At 31.5% G+C, this 21,390-nt stretch carries 21 protein-coding genes and 2 tRNA genes; 22 read left to right on the top strand and 1 reads right to left on the bottom strand.

The annotated features are described in order from the left end of the window. The first annotated feature begins 32 nt into the window (after positions 1-32). From U5L76_05005 to U5L76_04990, 4 genes are all read left to right on the top strand, one after another. Positions 33-2,006, top strand: a complete 1,974-nt coding sequence (locus U5L76_05005) for a sodium-translocating pyrophosphatase (GenBank protein ID MDZ7798930.1) — start codon at positions 33-35, stop codon at positions 2,004-2,006. Between the two features lie 82 nt (positions 2,007-2,088). Beyond that, positions 2,089-2,730 carry a lysophospholipid acyltransferase family protein gene (locus U5L76_05000; GenBank protein MDZ7798929.1) on the top strand — a complete coding sequence of 214 codons (642 nt, stop codon included), beginning with the start codon at positions 2,089-2,091 and terminating at the stop codon, positions 2,728-2,730. 27 nt (positions 2,731-2,757) lie between these two features. Further along, positions 2,758-3,345 carry a lysophospholipid acyltransferase family protein gene (locus U5L76_04995; GenBank protein ID MDZ7798928.1) on the top strand — a complete coding sequence of 196 codons (588 nt, stop codon included), beginning with the start codon at positions 2,758-2,760 and terminating at the stop codon, positions 3,343-3,345. A 21-nt stretch (positions 3,346-3,366) separates the two neighbouring features. Continuing rightward, positions 3,367-4,833, top strand: coding sequence for an AMP-binding protein (locus U5L76_04990; protein MDZ7798927.1), 1,467 nt, complete (start codon positions 3,367-3,369; stop codon positions 4,831-4,833). 219 nt (positions 4,834-5,052) lie between these two features. Here the strand turns inward: U5L76_04990 and U5L76_04985 are convergent, their stop codons facing one another. After that, positions 5,053-5,241: a hypothetical protein gene (locus U5L76_04985; GenBank protein MDZ7798926.1), complete on the bottom strand. Its 189-nt coding sequence runs from the start codon at positions 5,239-5,241 to the stop codon at positions 5,053-5,055. Between the two features lie 153 nt (positions 5,242-5,394). Here U5L76_04985 and tig point away from each other — a divergent pair, with 153 nt between their 5' ends. The 18 genes from tig (at position 5,395) to U5L76_04895 (ending at position 21,330) form a co-directional block, all read left to right on the top strand. After that, positions 5,395-6,675, top strand: coding sequence for a trigger factor (tig, locus tag U5L76_04980; GenBank protein ID MDZ7798925.1), 1,281 nt, complete (start codon positions 5,395-5,397; stop codon positions 6,673-6,675). A 3-nt stretch (positions 6,676-6,678) separates the two neighbouring features. Further along, positions 6,679-6,936 carry a hypothetical protein gene (locus tag U5L76_04975; protein MDZ7798924.1) on the top strand — a complete coding sequence of 86 codons (258 nt, stop codon included), beginning with the start codon at positions 6,679-6,681 and terminating at the stop codon, positions 6,934-6,936. 464 nt (positions 6,937-7,400) lie between these two features. After that, entirely contained in the window at positions 7,401-8,567 is a 1,167-nt protein-coding gene (locus U5L76_04970; GenBank protein MDZ7798923.1) for a cation:proton antiporter, read from the top strand. Further along, positions 8,557-11,094 (top strand): cation-translocating P-type ATPase, encoded by a 2,538-nt coding sequence (locus U5L76_04965; GenBank protein MDZ7798922.1) that lies wholly within the window; start codon positions 8,557-8,559, stop codon positions 11,092-11,094. The genes U5L76_04970 and U5L76_04965 overlap by 11 nt, the downstream gene beginning before the upstream one ends. 15 nt (positions 11,095-11,109) lie before the next feature. Next, positions 11,110-11,691: an HD domain-containing protein gene (locus U5L76_04960; GenBank protein ID MDZ7798921.1), complete on the top strand. Its 582-nt coding sequence runs from the start codon at positions 11,110-11,112 to the stop codon at positions 11,689-11,691. Then, complete coding sequence (locus U5L76_04955; GenBank protein ID MDZ7798920.1) at positions 11,692-12,039, top strand: MBL fold metallo-hydrolase; 348 nt, start codon at positions 11,692-11,694, stop codon at positions 12,037-12,039. Positions 12,040-12,050: 11 nt separating this feature from the next. Beyond that, positions 12,051-12,458 (top strand): MBL fold metallo-hydrolase, encoded by a 408-nt coding sequence (locus U5L76_04950; protein MDZ7798919.1) that lies wholly within the window; start codon positions 12,051-12,053, stop codon positions 12,456-12,458. Between the two features lie 815 nt (positions 12,459-13,273). Further along, positions 13,274-13,714 (top strand): GNAT family N-acetyltransferase, encoded by a 441-nt coding sequence (locus tag U5L76_04945; protein MDZ7798918.1) that lies wholly within the window; start codon positions 13,274-13,276, stop codon positions 13,712-13,714. Positions 13,715-13,718: 4 nt separating this feature from the next. Then, the gene (locus tag U5L76_04940) at positions 13,719-14,213 is read left to right on the top strand and encodes a YfcE family phosphodiesterase (protein MDZ7798917.1); all 495 of its coding nucleotides are present in this window, start codon (positions 13,719-13,721) and stop codon (positions 14,211-14,213) included. Then, positions 14,210-14,974: an inositol monophosphatase family protein gene (locus U5L76_04935; protein ID MDZ7798916.1), complete on the top strand. Its 765-nt coding sequence runs from the start codon at positions 14,210-14,212 to the stop codon at positions 14,972-14,974. The genes U5L76_04940 and U5L76_04935 overlap by 4 nt, the downstream gene beginning before the upstream one ends. Continuing rightward, positions 14,971-15,339 (top strand): riboflavin kinase, encoded by a 369-nt coding sequence (locus tag U5L76_04930; protein MDZ7798915.1) that lies wholly within the window; start codon positions 14,971-14,973, stop codon positions 15,337-15,339. The genes U5L76_04935 and U5L76_04930 overlap by 4 nt, the downstream gene beginning before the upstream one ends. Next, positions 15,329-16,711 carry a glycosyltransferase family 39 protein gene (locus U5L76_04925; GenBank protein ID MDZ7798914.1) on the top strand — a complete coding sequence of 461 codons (1,383 nt, stop codon included), beginning with the start codon at positions 15,329-15,331 and terminating at the stop codon, positions 16,709-16,711. Before U5L76_04930 ends, U5L76_04925 begins: the two co-directional genes overlap by 11 nt. 304 nt (positions 16,712-17,015) lie before the next feature. Further along, positions 17,016-17,090 (top strand) — tRNA-Cys (locus tag U5L76_04920). A gap of 272 nt (positions 17,091-17,362) precedes the next feature. Continuing rightward, positions 17,363-17,439: transfer RNA gene (locus tag U5L76_04915), tRNA-Gly, on the top strand. A gap of 896 nt (positions 17,440-18,335) precedes the next feature. Continuing rightward, complete coding sequence (locus tag U5L76_04910; protein ID MDZ7798913.1) at positions 18,336-18,830, top strand: 3D domain-containing protein; 495 nt, start codon at positions 18,336-18,338, stop codon at positions 18,828-18,830. Positions 18,831-18,900: 70 nt separating this feature from the next. Beyond that, positions 18,901-20,193: a glycosyltransferase family 87 protein gene (locus tag U5L76_04905; GenBank protein ID MDZ7798912.1), complete on the top strand. Its 1,293-nt coding sequence runs from the start codon at positions 18,901-18,903 to the stop codon at positions 20,191-20,193. A gap of 26 nt (positions 20,194-20,219) precedes the next feature. Beyond that, positions 20,220-20,879, top strand: coding sequence for a class I SAM-dependent methyltransferase (locus U5L76_04900; protein MDZ7798911.1), 660 nt, complete (start codon positions 20,220-20,222; stop codon positions 20,877-20,879). Between the two features lie 19 nt (positions 20,880-20,898). Next, positions 20,899-21,330: a hypothetical protein gene (locus U5L76_04895; GenBank protein ID MDZ7798910.1), complete on the top strand. Its 432-nt coding sequence runs from the start codon at positions 20,899-20,901 to the stop codon at positions 21,328-21,330. Positions 21,331-21,390: the final 60 nt, after the last annotated feature.

Raw genomic sequence — 21,390 nt, 5'->3', positions numbered from 1 at the left:
TTAATCAATTAATAAATAATTAACTAAAAACTATGAATGTAGGTATTTATTCTCTCATCTTAGGCTTAGTCGGTTTTATCACGGCTATTGGTCTTTACTTTAGCGTCAAGAAAAAAGATCCAGGCTCTGATCAGATGCAAGATCTGGAAAAAAGAATCCACAACGGCGCTATGGTCTTTCTAAAAAAAGAATACAAGGTAATTATTATCTTTATCGTAGTTGTTTTTGCCTTGTTAGCCTGGCAAATTAGTTTTAATTCAGCTATGGCTTACCTGGTTGGCGGGCTTTCTTCTATGTTAGCCGGCTATTTTGGTATGTCAGCCGCTACCCACGCTAATGTCAGAACCGCTAATGCGGCCAATAAACAGGGCCGAGCTCAAGCTTTGAATATAGCATTTATCGGCGGTTCAGTTATGGGGCTTTCGATTGCTTCTTTGGGCTTAATTGGTCTGGGTGTTTTTTATTACTTTTTTCATGATGTTGACCATACGGTTTTGTCTGGCTTTGCTATGGGTGCTTCTTCAATTGCTTTGTTTGCCCGTGTCGGCGGTGGTATTTATACCAAGTCAGCTGATGTCGGCGCTGATTTAGTCGGTAAATTAGAAGCCGGTATTCCTGAAGATGATCCCCGTAATCCAGCCGTCATTGCCGATAATGTCGGTGATAATGTCGGTGATGTCGCTGGAATGGGAGCTGATTTATTTGAATCTTATGTTGGCTCAGTTATTGCCGCTGTGGCCATCGGTGCTACCGGAGCCGCTTACGCAGTTAGTCGAGCGGCCTATATGGCTCTGCCTTTATGGATTGTTTTTGCCGGATTAATTGCCTCCATTCTCGGTGTCTTTTCAGTTAAATTTTTTAGTAAGCTTAATCCTCAGGCCGTACTTAGATATGTTTTTTATGTAGCCGCTATATTACTACTCGGTTCTACTTATTTTATAGTTAGTAAATTAGGCTTACCTATGGGCGTATTTTGGACGGTTGTTTTGGGCACTGGTGTCGGTATTATTATCGGCCTTTTAACCGAGTTTTATACTTCATCAAGTCCAATTAGAAAAATTGCTAAATCATCAGAAACTGGCGCGGCTACTAATATTATTACTGGTTTAGCTGTGGCTATGGAAAGTACGGCTCTGCCCGTTTTAATCATCGCTATTGCTATTTTTGCCGCTTTTAAACTCTCTGGTCTCTATGGCATTGCTATGTCAGCTGTGAGTATGCTGGCTACTATTGGCGTGACTATGTCGGTTGATGCTTACGGCCCAATTGCTGATAACGCCGGTGGTATTAGTGAAATGGCTGGCTTAGGCAAAGAGACAAGAAAAATTACTGATGAACTTGATTCCCTCGGTAACACCACGGCTGCTATGGGTAAAGGTTTTGCTATTGGCTCAGCTGCTTTAACGGCTCTGGCTTTATTCTCAGCTTATACTACAGCTGTTAATCTAGATTCTATTGATTTAACCAAAGCCGAAGTAGTGGCTGGTTTATTTATTGGTGGCATATTGCCCTTTCTAATTGCTTCTTTAACTATGACGGCTGTTGGACGTACGGCTTTTAAAATGGTTAAGGAAGTTCGAAGACAGTTTAAAGAAATTGTCGGCTTGATGGAAGGCAAAGCTAAAGCTGATTCAGATAAATGTGTAGCTATTGCCGTTAAAGGCTCTATAAAAGAAATGATTGTACCTGGCTTAATTGCCATTAGCAGTCCGATTGTCATTGGATTATTACTGGGTAAAGAGGCTTTAGGCGGTCTTTTGGCCGGAGCTACTCTGGTCGGTGTTTTTCTGGCTCTGATGATGTCTAATGGCGGCGGTGCCTGGGATAACGCTAAAAAATACATTGAAGAAGGGCACCTTGGCGGTAAAGGTTCAAGGGCTCACAAAGCAGCTGTAGTCGGTGATACAGTTGGTGACCCCTTCAAAGATACTTCTGGTCCTTCTATGAATATTCTTATTAAGCTGATGGCTGTGGTTTCCTTAGTCTTAGCCCCCTTGTTCATGTAAAAAATGCTAGAATTAGATAATAAATAAATTAGATATTTATGCAGCCAGAGCCTTAAGGCTCTGGCTGCTATATAATAAAAATATGTCTCAAAAAATTCCCTGGTTTATTAAAATAGCTGTTTACTTAATAAAAGGTAAAATAAAAACAGTTACTGGTTTAAAAAATTTACCTTCAGGCGGTGCTTTTATTATTGTCTCCAATCATCAAAGTTTTCTTGACGCTATTTTTATGCATGCTGTTATTGTTTCCTATACAAAAAGATTTATCTATTCTATCAGTAAACAAGAATTGAAAAAAACTTACGGCCAGTTTGGTCATAAATATCTGGGGATGCTTTATATAGATAAAAATAATAAAAAAAAGATAATTAATACTTGTATCAAGTGTTTGCGTAACAATAAAATTTTAGTTATTTTTCCCGAAGCCAAACGCAATTATAATCCTAACAAACTTTTAAAAGGTAAAACTGGGGCTGTTAGACTAGCTTTAAAAACTAAGGTACCCGTTATTCCTATTGGTCTGATTATGCCCAAAGGTAAAAAAGTTTTTCAATTAATTAAAAATTTTCTTTTTCCCGGCAGAAAACTAGAGATACATATCGGCCAAGCAATCTACTTTTCAAAGTATTATGATAAAAAAATTGATAAAAATACTCTTAATAATTTAACTAAAAAAATAATGCTTGCTATTGGCAAACTTTGCCGAAAAAGCTATCCTTATTAATGTATGATTTATGTGATAATTAGAAAAATGCTTTTACCAATTTTTAGGAATAAATTTAACTCTATTAATGGTATAGAAAATATTCCTCAAAAGGGACCTTATATAATTGCTTCCAATCATATTGATTTTTTAGATGGTTTTTATGTTTGTTTTGGTTTTTATATGATAAATAAACATTTAATTTACTTTCTTTCTAAAACTAAGAATTACTGGTGGACTAAAGCTACTCTACCAATTGACCCAAAAAATAAATTACAAAGTATTGAGACTGCCGTTAAATATTTAAAAAGAGGTAAAACTATCTGTAATTTTATTGAAGGCAAAAGAAATTATAAAAAATATCTGCTTCGGGGAAAAACCGGTAGTGTGCGAATGGCTATAAAAGCCCAAATTCCTATTATACCCATTGGTATTAAGGGACCCATGGAAAAAACATTTATGCGTTCAGTAAAAAAAATGCTGACCAGCAATAATCAGGTGACTATAAATATCGGAGAAGCCATAACCTTTAAAAAATACTACGGCCAAGACCTTAATAAAAAAACTTTTCATAAATTAACTGATGAGGTAATGCAAAAAATTTCTCCTCTCTGTCAGAAAACTTATTCTTTTTAATAATCTATTAATTTAAAATCTATGAAAATCTATGAAAACTGGGAAAAAATTTCCCACATGCCAAAAAAAGAAATAAAAAAAATGCAGGATAAAAAAGTAGAATATTTTATGCGCCACCAGCTGCCTTATTCCCCCTATTACCGTAATCTTTTTAAAAAAAATAATCTGAAATTTTCAGATATTAAAAATACAGAAGATCTGCAAAAGATTCCTCTTTCTTCAAAGGAAGATTTGGCTCCGTCAAAAAACGATCCAGCCCGCTATAAAAACTTTATTTTACAACCAGATGAAAAATTAATCAAAAAATACGCTCCTAAGTCTGAAATACTGAAAATGATTTATAAAAAAATAAGACGTGAAGACGTAAAAAGAGAATTAGAGTGGCAATATAAACCGATTCACATACATTTTACTACTGGTCGCAGTGCTTTAGCCACTCCTTTTCTTTACTCAGCTTATGATTTGGAGATTATGAAAGAATCAGGTGAAAGAATGTTAAATGTCATTAAAGTGCCGCGAGATCAAATTGCTATTAACGCCTTCCCCTTTTCTCCACATCTGGCTTTTTGGATCGCTCATTACGCTTTAGCTAAACTCGGTATGACGTCCTTGCATACTGGTGGCGGTAAAATACTAGGCACTCAAAAAATTATTGATGCCATTGAAAAAATGAAAGCTTCCTTAATTCTTTACATTCCGGGTTATGGCTATCATATATTACGTGAAGCGACTAAGCAAAATCGGGATTTTTCTTCGGTTAAATATGTCATTACCGGCGGTGAAAGAATTGGTCAAGGTTTAAGGGACAAAACTCGCGAACTCTTAGAAAAAATGGGGGCTAAAATGCCGCAGATATACGCTACTTACGCTATGACTGAGGGCAAAACAGCCTGGATTCAGTGCTCTGAAACCACTGGCTATCATACCTATCCGGATTTGGAATTTTTTGAAGTAGTGGACAAAGACGGTCAAAGAGTCAAAGAAGGCCAACCTGGTGAACTGGTTTTAACCTTACTGGGCTGGCGCGGTTCAATAGTAGCCCGCTATCGCACTGGAGATATGGTTAAGGGAATTAGCTATGACCCTTGCCCACACTGTGGTTTGACTGTACCGCAAATTTTTCCGGATATTCAGCGTTCCAGTCAGATGAAAGAGTTTAAGCTAACCAAAGTTAAAGGAGAATTAATTAACCTTAATAATATTTATCCGCTTTTATCCGGTTATCAAGGGATTGACGAATGGCAGGTGGAAATCAAGAAAAAAGATAATGACCCTTTTGAAGTTGACGAAATGATTATTTATATTTGTCCTAAGAAAAAAATAGATAATTGGGAAGTTTTTGAAAAACAACTTAAAAAGAAATTCAGTTATGAAGTCGGGGTAACGCCGAAAATTATCAAAGAAGATATGAAAAAAATCCTTCACCGTACTGGCATGGAATCAGAACTCAAAGAAAAAAGAATTATTGATAATCGGCCAAAAGATTAAAATTTGTAAAAACTAAGGATTAGATAATTTAGTTTATTTCAACCGCGAGAAGCGCAGATCTAAGGGTCTGCGCTTACTTTATTTTTGAAAAATTAGATTGATTAAATAATACTCTTTCTTAAGATATAAAAAAGATAATCTCCTGATCCAATTTTAAAAATAAAAAAGGGAGTTTGACCGGGCAAGCTCCCTTTGTTTTGTAAAAAATTACTCAGACATTTACTCATCAGACATAATGTAAATTTTGTCTTTTTGGCTATCTTCTCTGATTCTTCTTATTAAAACCGCTACCTTTTGTCCATCAAAAGTACCTGAACGATACCAGATTTTTTCTAGTTCTTCAATCAGCTCTTTAACATTATCAGCCTGTTCGCTGGGAACACGAATATTCAGCGTCACTAAGGACATGATGAACCTCCTTTTGTTTTATTTTAGCTTATAAATAAAACTTTTAATTAATGAGCGCCTTTTAAAACCTTAACATATCATTAATTCTTGTCAAATAACAAAAAATAAGTTAAAATAAGAAAACGTTATTAAAAATTAAAGTAAATTATTTTTATGAAAGTTGATGTTAAAAAATTACCTCAATCAGAGGCTGAATTAACCATTGAAGTCTCAAATTACGAACTTAAACCATTTTTAACTAATGCGGCCGCCCGTATGTCTAAGGGTATGAAAATATCCGGTTTCAGGCCAGGCAAGGCTCCTTATGACCTGGTTAAAAAACAAGTCGGTGAAGCCCAAATATATCAGGAAGCCGTGGAAGATATTGTTAAAAAAACTTTTCCTAAAGCCGTGCTTGATCATAATTTAAAAACTTTAGGTCAGCCAAAAATTGAAATTGAAAAACTAGCTCCGGGCAACCCTTTGGTTTATAAAGCTAAAGTAGCTCTTTTGCCCGATATAACTCTAGGTGATTACAAAAACGTAAAAGCAAAAAAAGAAGAAGTAAAACTAGAAAAAAAGGAAATTGATGAAGCTCTAAAAAAACTCCAACAAATGCGAGGCCAAGAAATCTCCGTAGACCGGTCAGCTAAGAAAGGAGATAAAGTCGAAGTTAACTTTGATGTTTTTGTCGATAAAGTACCGATTGAAGGCGGCTCTTCCAAAAAACATCCTTTAGTTATCGGCCAAGGCAGTTTTATTCCTGGTTTTGAAGAGAACTTAATTGGCTTAACTAAAAATAAAGTCAAAGAGTTTAAACTAAAATTCCCCAAAGATTATCATAAAAAAGATCTAGCCGGCAAAGAAGCCGAGTTTAAAGTTAAAATGCTGGCAGTTTATAAAATTGAATTACCGGAATTAAATGACGAATTTGCTAAGACCTTAGGCAAATTTAAAAATTTTGCCCAACTGCAAAAAAATATTGAAGAAAATCTAAAAAAAGAAAAAAAATTACGAGAAGAAAGAAAGTTTGAGTCTAAAATTTTCAAAGATATTATTAAAAATTCAAAATTTGCCGAGATACCTGAATTATTAATCAACTCAGAGCTGGATAAAATGCTTAAAGAAATGGAACAAAATATCGCCCGGCAAGGACTTAAATTTGATGATTACTTAAAAAGTATTAAAAAAAGTCAAGAAGACTTGAAAAAAGAATTAAGACCACAAGCCAAGCAGAGAATAAAAACTGCTCTGGTTATGCAACACATTGCGCAAAAAGAAAATATTGAAGCTAGTGATAAAGAAGTGGAAGAAGAAGTTAAAAAAGCTAAAAAACAATACCAAGACAATCAGGAAATTATTAAACAGCTTGATAGTCCTCAATACAAAATGTACCTCAAGAATTTCCTCACTTCCAAAAAAACTATGAAGTTTTTGAAAAGTTTAGTTAAATAAATTATGACAAAAAAAATCTTTAATACGGATTTTACTGCTGATGAGAAAAAAATTTATCAGCAGTTTTTTGATTCTTTAAAAATTCCGAAAAAAAAATTAAAAAGTCCAATTTATATTTGTTTATTTGGCAAAGTAGGTGCTGGTAAAAGCACAACCGCTAAAAGAATAGCTGAAAAACTTCCTTTGGTTATTCTTCGTTCAGACGCTATTCGTCAAATTTTTATCAATCTTTATAAAAAAAGAATTTTAATAAAGCCATAAAAAAAATTCTATACAAATCTTCAGAAAGATTACTTAAAGAAAAATATAGCCTTCTTATAGATGCCGGCAATCAGACTTTATCTGATATTAAGAAACATAAACAAATAGCTCGTAAATTTAGAGCTCATTTAATTTGGCTGAATATTTTTTGTCCGGAAAAAATAATATTAAAAAGATTTAAAAATAAAAATACTGATTTTAAAACTATAAACAAAGAATATATTTCTAATAAATATATCTATCATCAAGGAAAACATTTATACTTAAAAAATCTCAAAAAAATAATATTTTTATACACCATTAACACAGCTAGGCCTCTTAAGCCTCAAATAAATCAATTAGAGAAATTAATTCAAAAAAAAATACAAAAAATAATTTAATAATTGTACTATTTTTGCTATAATAAAGATGTATTTATAATATTTCTTTTATTTTTTTGTAAACTTAAATAAACTATTATATTTATGATTAATATTTTTATATTTTTAGGTGCCTTATTTCTTCTCACTTTTGTAATTGGCAAGCAAATTGAAAAAATTAGAGTTCCTTGGATTTTTGCTTCTTTATTACTTGGAACATTACTAGCTATATATAATCCTTTTAAATCTATTACTTCTTCTGAGACATTTGAATTTATGTCTCAACTCGGAATGTATTTTTTACTTTTTATTATCGGTTTTGAAATAAATTTAAAAAAATTGAAAAAAATAGGTAGTTTTATCTTTAGAGCTACTTTTTTTATTATTTTTTTAGAAGGGGTTATGGGTTCTTTACTTATTCATTTTGTTTTTGGTTATAGTTGGTTTATAGCATTTTTAGTGGCTTTATCTTTTGCTACAGTTGGCGAAGCAATATTAATTCCTATTTTAGATGAATTTAAAATAATAAATACTAAATTAGGACAAAGTATTATTGGCATTGGCACACTAGACGATATAATAGAATTTATTCTTCTTATTATTGTAATTTTTTTAACTGGCTCAACTGGCAATCATCAAATAAATATATTTTCAATTACTATTTCCTTTTCCTTTTTATTTATTATAATTTTCATTATAAAAAGATTAAAAATAAAAATACAAAAATTTACTCACCTATCTATAGAAAATCTTTTTCTCCTAACTTTATCTATTTTTTTTCTTTTTATTGGAATTGGAAAATATATTCAAATTGAAATAATTACTGCTTTATTAGCAGGAGTTATTCTTAAAAATTTCCTTCCAAAAGAAAAATTACTTAAAATAGAAAGCGAAATTAAATCATTATGTTATGGTTTTTTTGCTCCAATATTTTTCTTGTCAGTAGGAGTAGAGATGGATATGGGATATCTTATAAAATATCCTTTATTAATTCTTTTGGTCGTCAGTGTGGCAAAAACAGGAAAACTTTTAGCTAGTTATCTTATTGCTAAAAATACATTAGGTACAAAAAAATCTATTCTACTTGGTATTGGTCTTTCTGTAAGATTTAGTACCAGTATTATTATAATAAAAATCTTATTTGATAATGGGTTAATAAAAAGTGATTTATTTTCCATAATTATTGCCTCAAGTATAGTTTTTAAATTTCTTGTACCAATTTTATTTTCTAATTTATTAGTAAAATGGAAAGTTAAAAAAAATGCCGTATAAAGGTTTATCAACCAAACAAGCAGCAAAAATTCTTAAAAAAGACGGGCTTAATCAAATTAAAAAGAAAAAGCAAGAGAGCCCGTTCAAAATTTTATTATCTCAATTTACTTCACCTTTGATAATAATTTTAATTATCGCCGCTGTTATTTCTCTAGTTATCGGTTTTTTACCTAATACTGACCCCAATATTATTGATGCCGTTCTTATTTTAATTATTGTACTTATTTCCGGTATCTCTGGTTTTTTTCAGGAGTATAAGGCTGAAAAATCAATTGAAGCCTTGCAAAAAATGGCTACTCCCAAGGCTAAAGTATTAAGAGACGGTAAAATAAAGGAAATACCAAGTACCAAGTTAGCACAAAATGATATTATTTTTCTAGAATCGGGAGATATTATTCCGGCTGATGCCAAAATTATTGAATCTCATAATTTAAAAGTTGACGAGTCCAGTTTAACCGGGGAATCCAGGGCCGTAAGTAAAAAAGGGGAAGAAAAAATATATATGAATACTTTTGTTTATATCGGTCGAGCTAAGGCTCGTATTATAAATACTGGTATGAGCACAAAAATTGGTAAAATTGCCGATAAACTGCAAGATATAAAAAAGAACAAAACTCTTTTTGAAAAAGAAATTTCAAAATTCAGTAAAAAAATATTCTGGCTAGTTGGCGTTATTACGGTTATAATTTTTTTAATCAGCCTTTTTAAATACTCCTTATATATCTCAGTTTTAACCGCCATTTCTTTAGCCGTAGCTTCTATCCCTGAAGGTTTGCCAGCTATTGTTGTTTTGACTCTGGCTTTTGGCGCTAAACTAATGGTTAAAAAGAAGGCTTTAATAAGAAAACTGGGGGTAGCCGAATCAATTGGTTCAGTTAATATTATCTGTACTGACAAAACCGGTACTATTACTAAAAATGAAATGACGGTTACTGATCTTTTTATGGCTAGTAAAATTTACAAAGCCGATAAATTAAATGTAAACGATATTAAACCATTAAAACCAATGTTGGTCTGCGGGGTTTTATGCAATGATACAAAAAAACAAAAAAATAAGTCAAAAGAAAAAAAATATATTGGCGATGAAACTGAAGTAGCTCTTTATCGAGCCGCTGATAAAATAGTTGATACGGCCAAGATACTAGAAAAAAATAAAAGAATAAACGAAATTCCCTTTACTGCTGATAGAAAAATGATGAGTGTGGTGGTTAAAAATTTAAATAATCCAGACTATACAGTCTATACTAAAGGAGCGCCAGAAATTTTAATTAAAAAATGTAAAAAATATTATAAAAATGGCAAAATAATTCCTCTAAAAAAAGAGATTAAGCAAGAAATTTTAGCCCGTAATAAAGAATTTGCTAATCAGGCCTTGAGGGTTTTAGGCTTTGCTTATAAAAAAACCAAAGACCCAAAAAATAAGCTGGAATCAGAATTAATTTGGCTGGGTCTTCAGGCTATGGAAGATCCGCCCCATCCGGAAATAAAATCCGTTTTGAAAAAATGTAAAACAGCCGGCATTAGAGTAATCATGGTAACTGGTGATAATCCAAATACAGCCGTAGCTATTGCCGATAAGATTGGTTTGACTAGCCAAGGCTTAATTGAGGGTCATGAACTGGAAAAAATGGATAAGAATATTTTGCAAAAAAAATTAGATCAAGGAATTAATATTTTTGCCCGGATAAACCCTTTTCACAAAATGCGTATTTTAAAAATACTGGAAAAAGATAATCGGGTGGCCATGACAGGAGACGGAGTTAATGACTCTCTGGCTCTAAAGCAAGCTCATGTTGGCATTGCTATGGGCATTAATGGCACGGAAATTGCTAAAGAAACCAGTGACATGATTTTGCTCGATGATAATTTTAAAACTATTGTCACGGCTATAAAAGAAGGTCGGAAAATATTTGATAATATTAGAAAAGCTATTAATTATCTTCTTGTTTGTAATTTAGCTGAAGTTGGGGTTATTCTTCTAGCTACTTTATTTATTACTACCAAGGAGCCGGTTCTTTTGCCAGTGCAAATTCTTTGGATTAATCTTTTAACAGACGGTTTGCCCGCTTTGGCTTTGGCTGTCGATCCGGCCCGACCAGATATTATGAAAGAGAAGCCCCGAAAAGCCCACGAATCAATTATTAATAAAACTCTAGCTTGGTTAATCGGCTCTATCGGCCTAAAAAAAATGATAATATTATTCGCTACCTTTTTTATACTTCTACCCCGAGGACTTGAGGTAGCCAGAACGGCTCTATTCACTGGCTTTATTATTTACGAATTTATTAGAATTGCCAGCATTAGATATAGGGAAAAATTAAATTGGTTATCTAATAAATGGCTCTTACTAGCTCTGGTATTCTCATTTTTACTGCAAATAATAATCATTTATTCACCTTTGAATAGTTTTTTTCATGTCACTGCTTTAGGCTTATATGAATGGTTAGTAATTTTAATCGGTGCTGTTTTCGGATATTTTAGCGCTTTAGGTATCACAAAAATAGTGATAAAATATGTTAAAAATTAAAAATCTAATAAATCTATGGCTAGGCTTTCACAAAAAGAAATCGAAAAAATAAGAAAAGAAGTTATTAAAATATATAACAAAAATAATGACCCCTTTCATCATTATAATCATGCCTTGAAAACCGCTGAATTAGCCAAAAAAATAGCTCAAAAAGAAGGAGCTGATAAGAATATCTGCTATGTGGCTGGGCTGGTTCATGACTTAGCGCCAAAAAAAAGAAGTCAGCCTCACGGAGAAAATAGCCGGAAAATAGCCAATAAATTATTAAATAAAATTGGACTAGACAAAGAGGTAATTTATAAAATCGGAGAAGCCATTAGATATCACGATACTAGAAACAGCCATAAAATTAAAACTTTAGAGGGTAAAATTATTTTTGATGCTGGTAAACTGCAGTGTTATGGTCCGGTGGGTATAATACGAGAATATGGCGATTTATTAATAAAGGGATACCCTCATGAAAAAGCTATCAACAAACTTCTTGATTATTTGAAAAATTTTAAGCCTAAATTTTTTACAAAAACCGGCCAAAAAATAAGAAAAAAACTAAAAAAATATAACCAAGAATTTATCAAATTATTTAAAGAATATTATTAAATGAAACTAACCATTCTAGGATCGGGCACAACTGATCCTTCAACCAAAAGAAATGAACCCGGTTATCTCCTGGAGATTGGCCGAGATTTAATCTTAATGGACGCTGGCTCCGGGACCAAAGAGCATATTATAGATGCCGGCTATGATGACACAAAAATAAATTATATTTTAATTACCCACACACATGTCGATCATGTGGCCGATCTACCGGCTCTTTTTTGGAATTGGTGGGTCAGACAAACCAATCGTGAAATTGTTTTACTCGGTCCTAAAAAAATAAAAGGATTTATCAAAAAAATGGGGAGGCATTTTTTCCTAAATATACGGAGTACTTTTGTTTTAAGTTAAAGATTAAAGAAATGCATAATTTAACCTACAAAGCGAAGAATTTCCAAGTAAAATCAGTCTATACCTGGAAACAAGGCCATACTTTTTCTCCTTACGCCGTCGCTTATCGTATTGAATATAAAGGAAAATCAATGGTTTACGCCGGAGATATATGTTTTGACTATCCGAAAAGCCTATTGGAAATTTCAAAAAATACGGACTTACTATTAATTGAAAGTAGCATGCCCAATCAAAATAAAGTTAAAAGCCATTTAACTCCTTCCCAAGCTGGCAAAATTGCTTCCAAAGCAAAAGTAAAAAAATTAGTTTTAACACATTTTTATCCGGAATGTGAAAAATACGATCTTAAAAAACAAGCCCAGAAAACCTATAAAGGCCCAATTGTTTTAGCCAAAGATTTGATGCAGATTGAGATATAAAATGTTTTTGAAAACCTCAAAGATTATAAATATTCAGGTTATCGTAATTATTATTTAAATAATTCTGTAATGAAGATAGATTAATAATTTTAGAGAATTTAGCTTTTTGAAAATTATTTTAGTATTTATAATAAAAAGGGTCGGCCAAAGCCCTCGCTTTGGCCTTATTTTAGAGGCGAGCAAGGGCTCGCCTCTACCCGAATTATTCTAACTCCTGGAGATAAATCTCCAGCTACGCGGATAGGAATATTTGTTTTCGCGAAAGCAAAAGATTTATCTCTGCTATCTAAATTATGCCTGATTATTTACATAGAATTATTAATTAGTAAACCAGGCCTAGATGAGGGTCATGGCCCTCATCTACCTAGTATAAAACAAACTGCCAAGGAAACCCTTAAAATTACCCGAAAAGCGCGGATCTCCTGATCCGCGTGGCTCTATCCGGTTGGATCTTCTCGAAATAAAATTTAAAAATATAATTAAGAAATCCAACTTCCTCAAAACCAAAAAAAGATAGTTTCGAATTTCTCAAAAGTTATTAAAAACGTTTACGGTTAATACCAAAAAATAAACTCATAAACTCTGGCCGAGTCAAGGCTGGATAAAAAATATTTTTTCTATAAATTTTTTAAAACAAAAATTAGATTAGATTCATCATAATCCTGTCCGAGCTAATTTAGTTAAAAACCCAGAAAATTATAAATATTCCAGTTACCGAAATTATTACTAGGATAATGATAGATTAATTTCAGATTGATAAGATAAATATTTAAAACAAATTAGCCCAATATAATTAAATATTCTATAATAAACCTATGAAATTCCGACCGGCCAAAAAATCGGACTTCTCTGAAATCATGCGTTTGTATGAGCAGCTTTGGAGTCCCGGAAAAATAGTGCCAAAAAATATGAAAAAACTAAAAAAAGCCTGGCATAAAATTATTAAGGCTAATTATGACTATGAATTAGTTCTAGAAAAAAATAATAAACTTATCGGCCATGTAACTCTGCGTATTATCCCCGAATTTTGGCTTAAAGACAAAATGGGCCTGATTGATGATGTAGTTATTGACAAAGACTACCGAGGACAGGGCCTGGCTGACAAAATGATGAAGGAAATTAAAAAAATTGCCAAAAAGAAAAAAGTAAAAACATTAGTTTTATACACTGAAGACTACCGCCCTAAAGCGATTAAATTATATAACCGATTAAAATACCAGAAACTAGATAAAATCTGGTATAAAAAGGAAATTTAATATTATGAAAATCGCTATTTTGTCAGATTTACATGATAATTATAAAAGCTGGCAAATTATTAATAAAAATTTAAAAGAAGGAGAGATTAAAACTATTTTTTTCTGTGGTGACCTAGCCGCCCCTTCTATGTTAAAAAAAATGATAGAGGAATTTGAAGGAAAAATTTATATGGTTTATGGCAACGTAGCTGACCAAGAAACTGAAAAAGAATTGGCTGATAAATCTGATAAAGTTAATCATTACGGGGATTTGGCTGAATTTGAACTAAATGGTAAAAAAATAGCTATGATCCATTTCTCGGACAAAGCTAAGGAATTAGCTAGTAGTCACAAATATGATTTAGTTTGCTTTGGTCATAATCACGCTAAATCTTTTGAAAAAAATGGTGATACTTATCTTTTGAACCCTGGCACCGCCGGCGGTATGTTCCAATATCCCTCTTTCGCTATTTTTGACCTGGAAAATATGACTAATAAATTTAAAGATATTACTTTATGAAAAAAACAGCCCTAAAGGCCGCTAAAAAGGCCGGTCAATACATTTTAAAAAATTTTCACCAGGTAAAAAGTAAGGATATAAAAAACAAAGGCGGTTTTAGTGGCCTGGCTACTAAAGTGGATGAAAAAGCGGAAAAAATTATTAAGAAAATTATTACTGAAAAATTTCCGGATCATAATATTTTAGGCGAGGAATCAGGCCAAACTCATAAAAAATCCGATTACACCTGGGTTATTGATCCCTTGGATGGCACTCATAATTATTTAATGGGTAATCCCTTATTTTGCACGGCTATTGCTTTAACTTATAAAAATGAAGTTATTTTAGGAGTTATTTATGCTCCCTATATGAAAGAATTATACTGGGCTGAAAAAGGTCAAGGTGCTTATTTAAACAATAAAAAAATTCAGGTCAGTCAGAAAAGAGCCGTTAACAAATCAATCTTTTATTTTTGTCATGGTTATCAGAAAAAACAGGTTAAAAAAGCCTTAAAAATTTATTCTAAACTAAAAATGAAAGCTTTAGATATCAGGCAACTAGGAGCCGGGGGTATTGAAACCGCTTGGGTGGCTTCTGGCCGAGCCGAAGGCTTTGTCATTCCTGGAGGTAAGGCTTGGGATATTGCGCCCGGAATTTTGCTAGTCAGAGAAGCCGGCGGCCAAGCTACAGATTTTAATGGCAAAGACTGGAACTTAAAATCAAAAGATATGATTTGTTCTAACGGAGTTATTCACCAGAAATTTATGAAATTCATAAAATGATTATTCAGGGGCCGGTTATTAAAGGCGACGGACAAGGTAAAAAACAAGGCTTTCCCACGGCTAATCTTAACCCTAATTTAGCTAAAAATATTGAGCCGGGAGTTTATGCTTGCTTTGCTTTTTTGAAAAAAGAAAAATACCCGGCCATACTAATTTTTGGTGCTCTAGACAAAAATAATTGTTCAAAACTAGAAGTTTTTTTTCTAAAAAATTGCCCTGATATCTATGGACAAAAAATAAAAGTGAAAATTATTAAAAAAATAAGGCCTTTAATAAAATTTTATTCTAAAAGAAAACTTTATCAACAAGTTAAAAAAGATATTAAAAAAAATAAAGAAATTTTACTTAATTATCTTGATAAATAAAATTATAAATAATAAAAAAATAAGCCGGGTAAGTTTAGTCTTATCTTTATTTTTAATATCTGCTTTTTTGTTACATTTTTGGTATGGTTTAAGTTCCGACGAGGGAATTGCCTTAAATGGAGCTTGGAATATTTATAATGGCCGGATGCTTTATCATGATTTTTTTGAATATATAAGCCCGGGATCTTTTTATCTAATTTATGGAATTTTTAGTTTATTCGGAGCTTCTTATTTAATAGTCAAAATATTTTCATTTTTATGTCTTGTTCTTAGTACCTGGTTAATATACAAAATTTTTCTTATTTTAAGTCCTTATAAAACAGCCGGCTTGATTGCTACTTTTGTTTTTTTTATTATAACTAGCCTTTCCTATCCTCTAATTAATCATAATACTTACAGTCTTTTTCTTACTATTATTCTCACCTACTTTCTTTTTAAATACCTTTCGGAAAAAAAGGTATTATATATTTTTCTCTCTGGTATTTTGAGCGCTTTAACATTTTACTTTCTTCAAAATAAAGGTATAGCTCTTATTATCTGGCTTGGAATATTTTTAGTATATTTATATAAAAAAAATAAAATTTCTTTAAAACATATTATTTATTCATTAAGCGGAATACTGCTAATTTTTGCTATTGGTTTGATGACGTGGGGAATTTTTGTTTTTACAGCACTTCTACGGATAGTTCGTATTTATCATGATGTGAATAAAATAAGCTATACTTTTATTCTTCTGTTTATAATTATTTGGTTGGGGCTTCTTATACTATATAAAAAAAATGATAGACTAAAAGACAAATATTGCTGGCTTTTCGGGCTCCAGCTTGCTCTATTTATATCAATTTTAAATCTTCCAGATATTTATCATCTACTCCTTAATTCTTTCCCTCTGATAATTTTGTCGGCACTTCTAATAAGAGAAAAGTATAATGTTTTTCGTAAATATTTTTCAAAAAAACTACTGAGTGTTTTTGTTATATTAATTATTTTTATAATCTATGCCTCTCTTTTTCTTAAATTTACTGAACGTCTTGAGACAAGTAATTATACCAAAAATATGATTAAGGATATAAAAAATACAGTTAAAAAGGAATCAATATTTGCTCATCCTTTTTTGCCAGGTTTATATTTTGAATTAAAAAAATATAATCCCTATTATACAAATGTTATAGAAACAATTCAGGGTAATCAGTTTTTTTTAGATAAAAATTATAATATATTAATAAATGAAAAACCAAGTTATATTATTACTAATTATAAAATTGGGGAGAGATTTAATTACCAAAAAAATATTATTGACCAATATATAGAAAATAATTACAAAATTATTAAAAAATACAATAATACCTGGCTTTGGCAAATCGATAAATAAACTCTTGAAAAAATAATCAAAATTTGTTAATATTTAAAAAGTTATTTATGTCTTCTATATAAAATAGTCTCCACCAATTTTTTCGCGGCCATTCCGTTAGGCAACAGAGTCGGCTCCGCCAGTTATAATTTTCACGGCCACATAAGCCCCCACTTCGCTTTTAAGCTTCGTGGGGCAAGCAAATCTCCGTCATTTGACGGAGTAAAGTCTAGGCGGGGGTCTGTCCCGCAATGATGAAATAAATATTTTATATACTAGTACTTTTGCGAGGATCCTCGATTTCTCAACAAAATTTTGAAGCCATGGCCACGTAGCCAAGTGGTAAGGCAGGGGTCTGCAAAACCTCTATTCGCCGGTTCAATTCCGGCCGTGGCCTCCACTTAACTTCAAAATTTTGGAGAAATCGGGACAAAACCTCTATTCGCCGGTTCTCCTGTCTTAATGGCGAGATCCCGCCATTCCTTGCGAAATAATAAATCAAGGAGCGGGAGGTCCCACCCGTAGACTTAGATTTTTACGGCAGTAGTCTCCACCAAAGCCTGCCTGTGGCAGACAAAGCGGATCGGCCTCTGGCTGACAGTTGTTAAAAATATATTCCTTGCCAACCGGCCCGCCGCCGTTTATAATAAATATTACAGTATTAATAAATATGCGAGAGTAGTTCAGTTGGCTAGAACATCTCCTTGCCAAGGAGAAGGTCGGGGGTTCGAGTCCCCTCTCTCGCTCCAAAATATAATATTAGCGCAATAAATACATATCATAGCGGCTCCGGCCGGCGGAAAAAAGGGTCGTCTTCCCAATAAATATCTGCCGCTTCAAACAAAATAACCTGGTTTTATTTGGGTTATTTTTAAAATTGACAGAATTTAACTTTTTTAATAAGCTTTAAGGCTAATAGATAGTGACGTCTTAAAAATGAAATAATTAAAAAGAGTAATCCATTATTTACCCTTTAATTAGCCTTTCTTTACTTTCAAAGAGAGGTTTTTTATTTTTTCCCTTGACAAAAAAATAATTATCTGATAAATTTAAGTGCTTCCCAAATAAGTAATTTATTGTTCTTTTTAATCTTTTTTACAAAAGAGGTGATTGAAAATGAAGAGGTTTTATCCAGTCATCGTAACTATATTAATTCTTTTTATTTTCATTTCTTGCTCAAAGAATGTTTTTGAGCCTGATTCTGAAGGCAAAATTCATTTTGAATATGAGGGTGTAAAATTTACTTGGGACTGGAATACTCATACTATGACAGCAAAAAATTCCAATTCTAGCGGAGGCTCTTTTCGTTTCATTATAAATGATTCACAAGTAAATACAAGTAAATAAAAGAAGGGGCAACACCTTAAATCTTGGTCATCACGGTGAAGACTCTTTCACTCGCTATTATGATGAGGGGGTAAATATTCTTGTGTTAATTAAGTGGGACGGATACTCTGACAAAATGTATATTACTCTTAAGTAGAGTTCTTATTCCCTGTTTCATTTTTTGAAACAGGGTTTTTTTACACAAAATATCCCCTTGACAAAGATTGTCATTATGCTAAGGTAATCTATCAAGTGAAAACTGCTTTATTTAGCTAATATTAGCAGTTTTTTAATAGATTATCATTAATTTATAAAACTTATGAAGACCAGAAAGGTCTTTTCTAAACAAAATATTATTACTTTTATCTCCATTTTAAGTTTGATAAATTTAGGTATTCCCCAAACTTCAGCTAAACAAGTAATTGAAAATAACTTTTTAACCAAAGATCAATACCAAAATTACGCTACTTTTGAGCAAATTCAAAAAATGCCAGGTTTGCCAAAAGTTAAAAACAGACCGGCCAGAAGTCAGATTCACCTAACCATCACCGCTTATTCTTCCAGTCCGGATGAATGTTCTGGCGATCCTTTTATCACTGCTTCCGGTCAGAGAGTCGAAGACGGGACTCTAGCTTACAATTATCTCCCTTTTGGCACTAAGGTCAGATTCCCGGAGGCTTATGGTGATAAAATTTTTACAGTTACCGATCGCATGGCTTCTTACAAAGGTAAATACATTGCTGACATCTGGATGCCCTCCAAGCAGGAAGCTAAAAACTGGGGCGTAAAAATTTTGAAAATGGAAATATTGTAATTAAATCAAAATTATATTAAAAAAGAAGGCTGATATTTAAGGCTTTCTTTTTTTGTGGTAAAATTAGTATATGAAAAAAATTTCACTAAGCACTGTTCTCTACGCTATACTAGCGCCTTTTGTTGTAAGATATGTCAATACTTATATTAGTGGGGGAAAAGTACTTTTTGATAATTCTGTTTTTTATCTTATGACTTTTATCGGCCTTATTTTTTTGATTATCTTTGATATTAAAAAATCCAAAAATAAATCATATCATTATACAAAATTAATAATAATTTCTATAACTATATTAACCATTTTACTAACAGCAACTCTACCAAGAATTCAACTTAGACAAGAAACCTATCCAGAATATAATTTGAATGACAGTGGCGCCAAAACTTTAAATGCCTCCAATCTTCTTATCAGAGGCAAAAATCCCTATGCCGTTAATTTTTCCTCTACTCCTTTTGGTCATATATATTCTAATAAATATAGTAAAAGATATGAAGGTGAATTTATGCATTATGTTTATCTGCCATTCTTTTTATTATCCAATACTTTTGTTCAAATAATTACTTATCATTACTTCGGTTTTGCTGATTCTTTAATAATATTGATTATTTTTTATTTTTTAAGTTTAATTTTATTATATTTAATTCCCAAAAATAAGGAAAAAAAGCTTAGTATTATATTAATTGCCGCCTTAAATCCTTATTTTTTAATTAGTCTTATTCACGGGCAAAATGATATATTTACTTTTTTTCTAATTTTAATTTCATTATTTTTTCTTAATAAAAATAAAGATTTTTGGTCTATTATTTTCCTTGGTTTAGCTTGTGCTTCTAAACAATATGCCTGGTTTTTAACCTTATTCTATTTTTTCCATTTTTATTACATACCTAAAAATAAAAAAAATTGGCCCAGAATAAAATATTCCTTTAAAAAACTACTACCTGGATTAATTGTTTTTATTATTTTTATTAGTCCATTTTTATTTTGGTCTGCCTCTAATTTTATCAAAGATGTTTTCTTATTTGGTATTGGTGGATTAAAAACTAGCTTTCCTGCTTCTGGTGTTGGTTGGGGAGGAATTTTAGTTAAGTCGGGTATAATTAAATCAATGCACGGTTTTTCTATAACTTATATTTTACAAATACTTATTAGCTTGCCTTTATTTTTATGGCTTATAAAAAAATTAAAATGTAATAATACTGTAAAAAATATTACTTTGTTTTATACTTTATTTACCTTTACTTTCTTTGTTTTTTCTCGTTTTTTTAATGATAGTTTTATCGGATTATTTAGTTTACTTTTAGTGTTAGCTTGGACTTTTGGAGAAAATAAAGTTACAACAAAAAAATATATAACTAAATTTTAATTTATTACCAAATAAAATAATAAAAAATGATTAGTAGAAATAAAATTGATAAAATACATTCAGAAGTTCCGCCTCACTACTATGAAAAAAGTATAAAAAAGAATCGGTATCAACGCTGGTGGCACAATAAAAGATTTAAATTAATATTAGACATGATACCGAAAAATTTTAAGGGAAAACGTTACTTAGATGTCGGCTGTAATGGCTGTCTCTTTATGGAAAAAGTGGCGAAAAAAATGGGAAATGTAGAAGCTTACGGCGTTGATATATCAAAGCCAAGTATAGAATATGCTAAAAAGAAATATCCTCATTTTAAAACCCAAGTGGCTGACTGCCATAATCTCCCTTATAAAAATAATTTTTTTGATTTTATTACTTGTTTTGAGGTTATTGAACACGTTATTAATCCAAAAAAAGTAATTGGCGAAATGCAAAGATGTTTAAAAAAGGAAGGAGAATTAATTATATTAGTACCGAACGAAAATCTTCTTTTTGAAATAATTTGGTTTTTTTGGACAAAATTGGGAAGAGGTAAAGTTTGGAATAATACTCATGTCAACCAAATTAAAATGACAAACTTGGAAGAAATATTACAAAATAAAGGTTTCGAAATTATTAAAACCGTAGAATCTCATTTTAGTCTGTTAAAAGCCGTTAAAGCTAAGTTAGTGGATAATAACTTATAAAAAAATTAAAATATAAATTATGAAACTACCATTATATTTATTCTATCTTATCATTTGTGCTTTTATTTTGGCTCTGCTGGAAATTCAAATTGAGGGCCAGTACGGCTGGGCTAAAAAACTACCAACTTTTAAATTAAAGCAAAAAATCGGTTTAAAACCGATTACTGGCTACCATATTTATTTTCTTAGTTTTACCTTTTTATTAATTCATTTTCCTTTATTTTTTACAAGCTGGAGTTTAGAAAAAGAATTATTGATTATTGGCTCCTGGATTTTTGTTTGGAGTTTGGAGGATTTTCTCTGGTTTATTTTTAATCCTCATTTTGGTTTAAAAAACTTTAATAAAAAAAATAAAAAGCTTTGGTGGCATCAAAGCTGGTTTTTGGGCTTACCTACCTTTTACTGGATTTTATTTCCCTTAGCTGCAATTTTAATTTCTCTTGGCTGGTAAAAATTTATTAATTATTAACATTTAGATGAATAATACAATCTAATTTTGTCTCTAATATAT

This window comes from Patescibacteria group bacterium (genome assembly GCA_034520665.1).
In the GTDB taxonomy this organism is placed as follows: Bacteria; Patescibacteriota; Patescibacteriia; order JAXHNJ01; family JAXHNJ01; genus JAXHNJ01.
The sequence above is the reverse complement of the archived record's forward strand: the minus strand, read 5'-3'. Positions and strand labels throughout refer to the sequence as shown.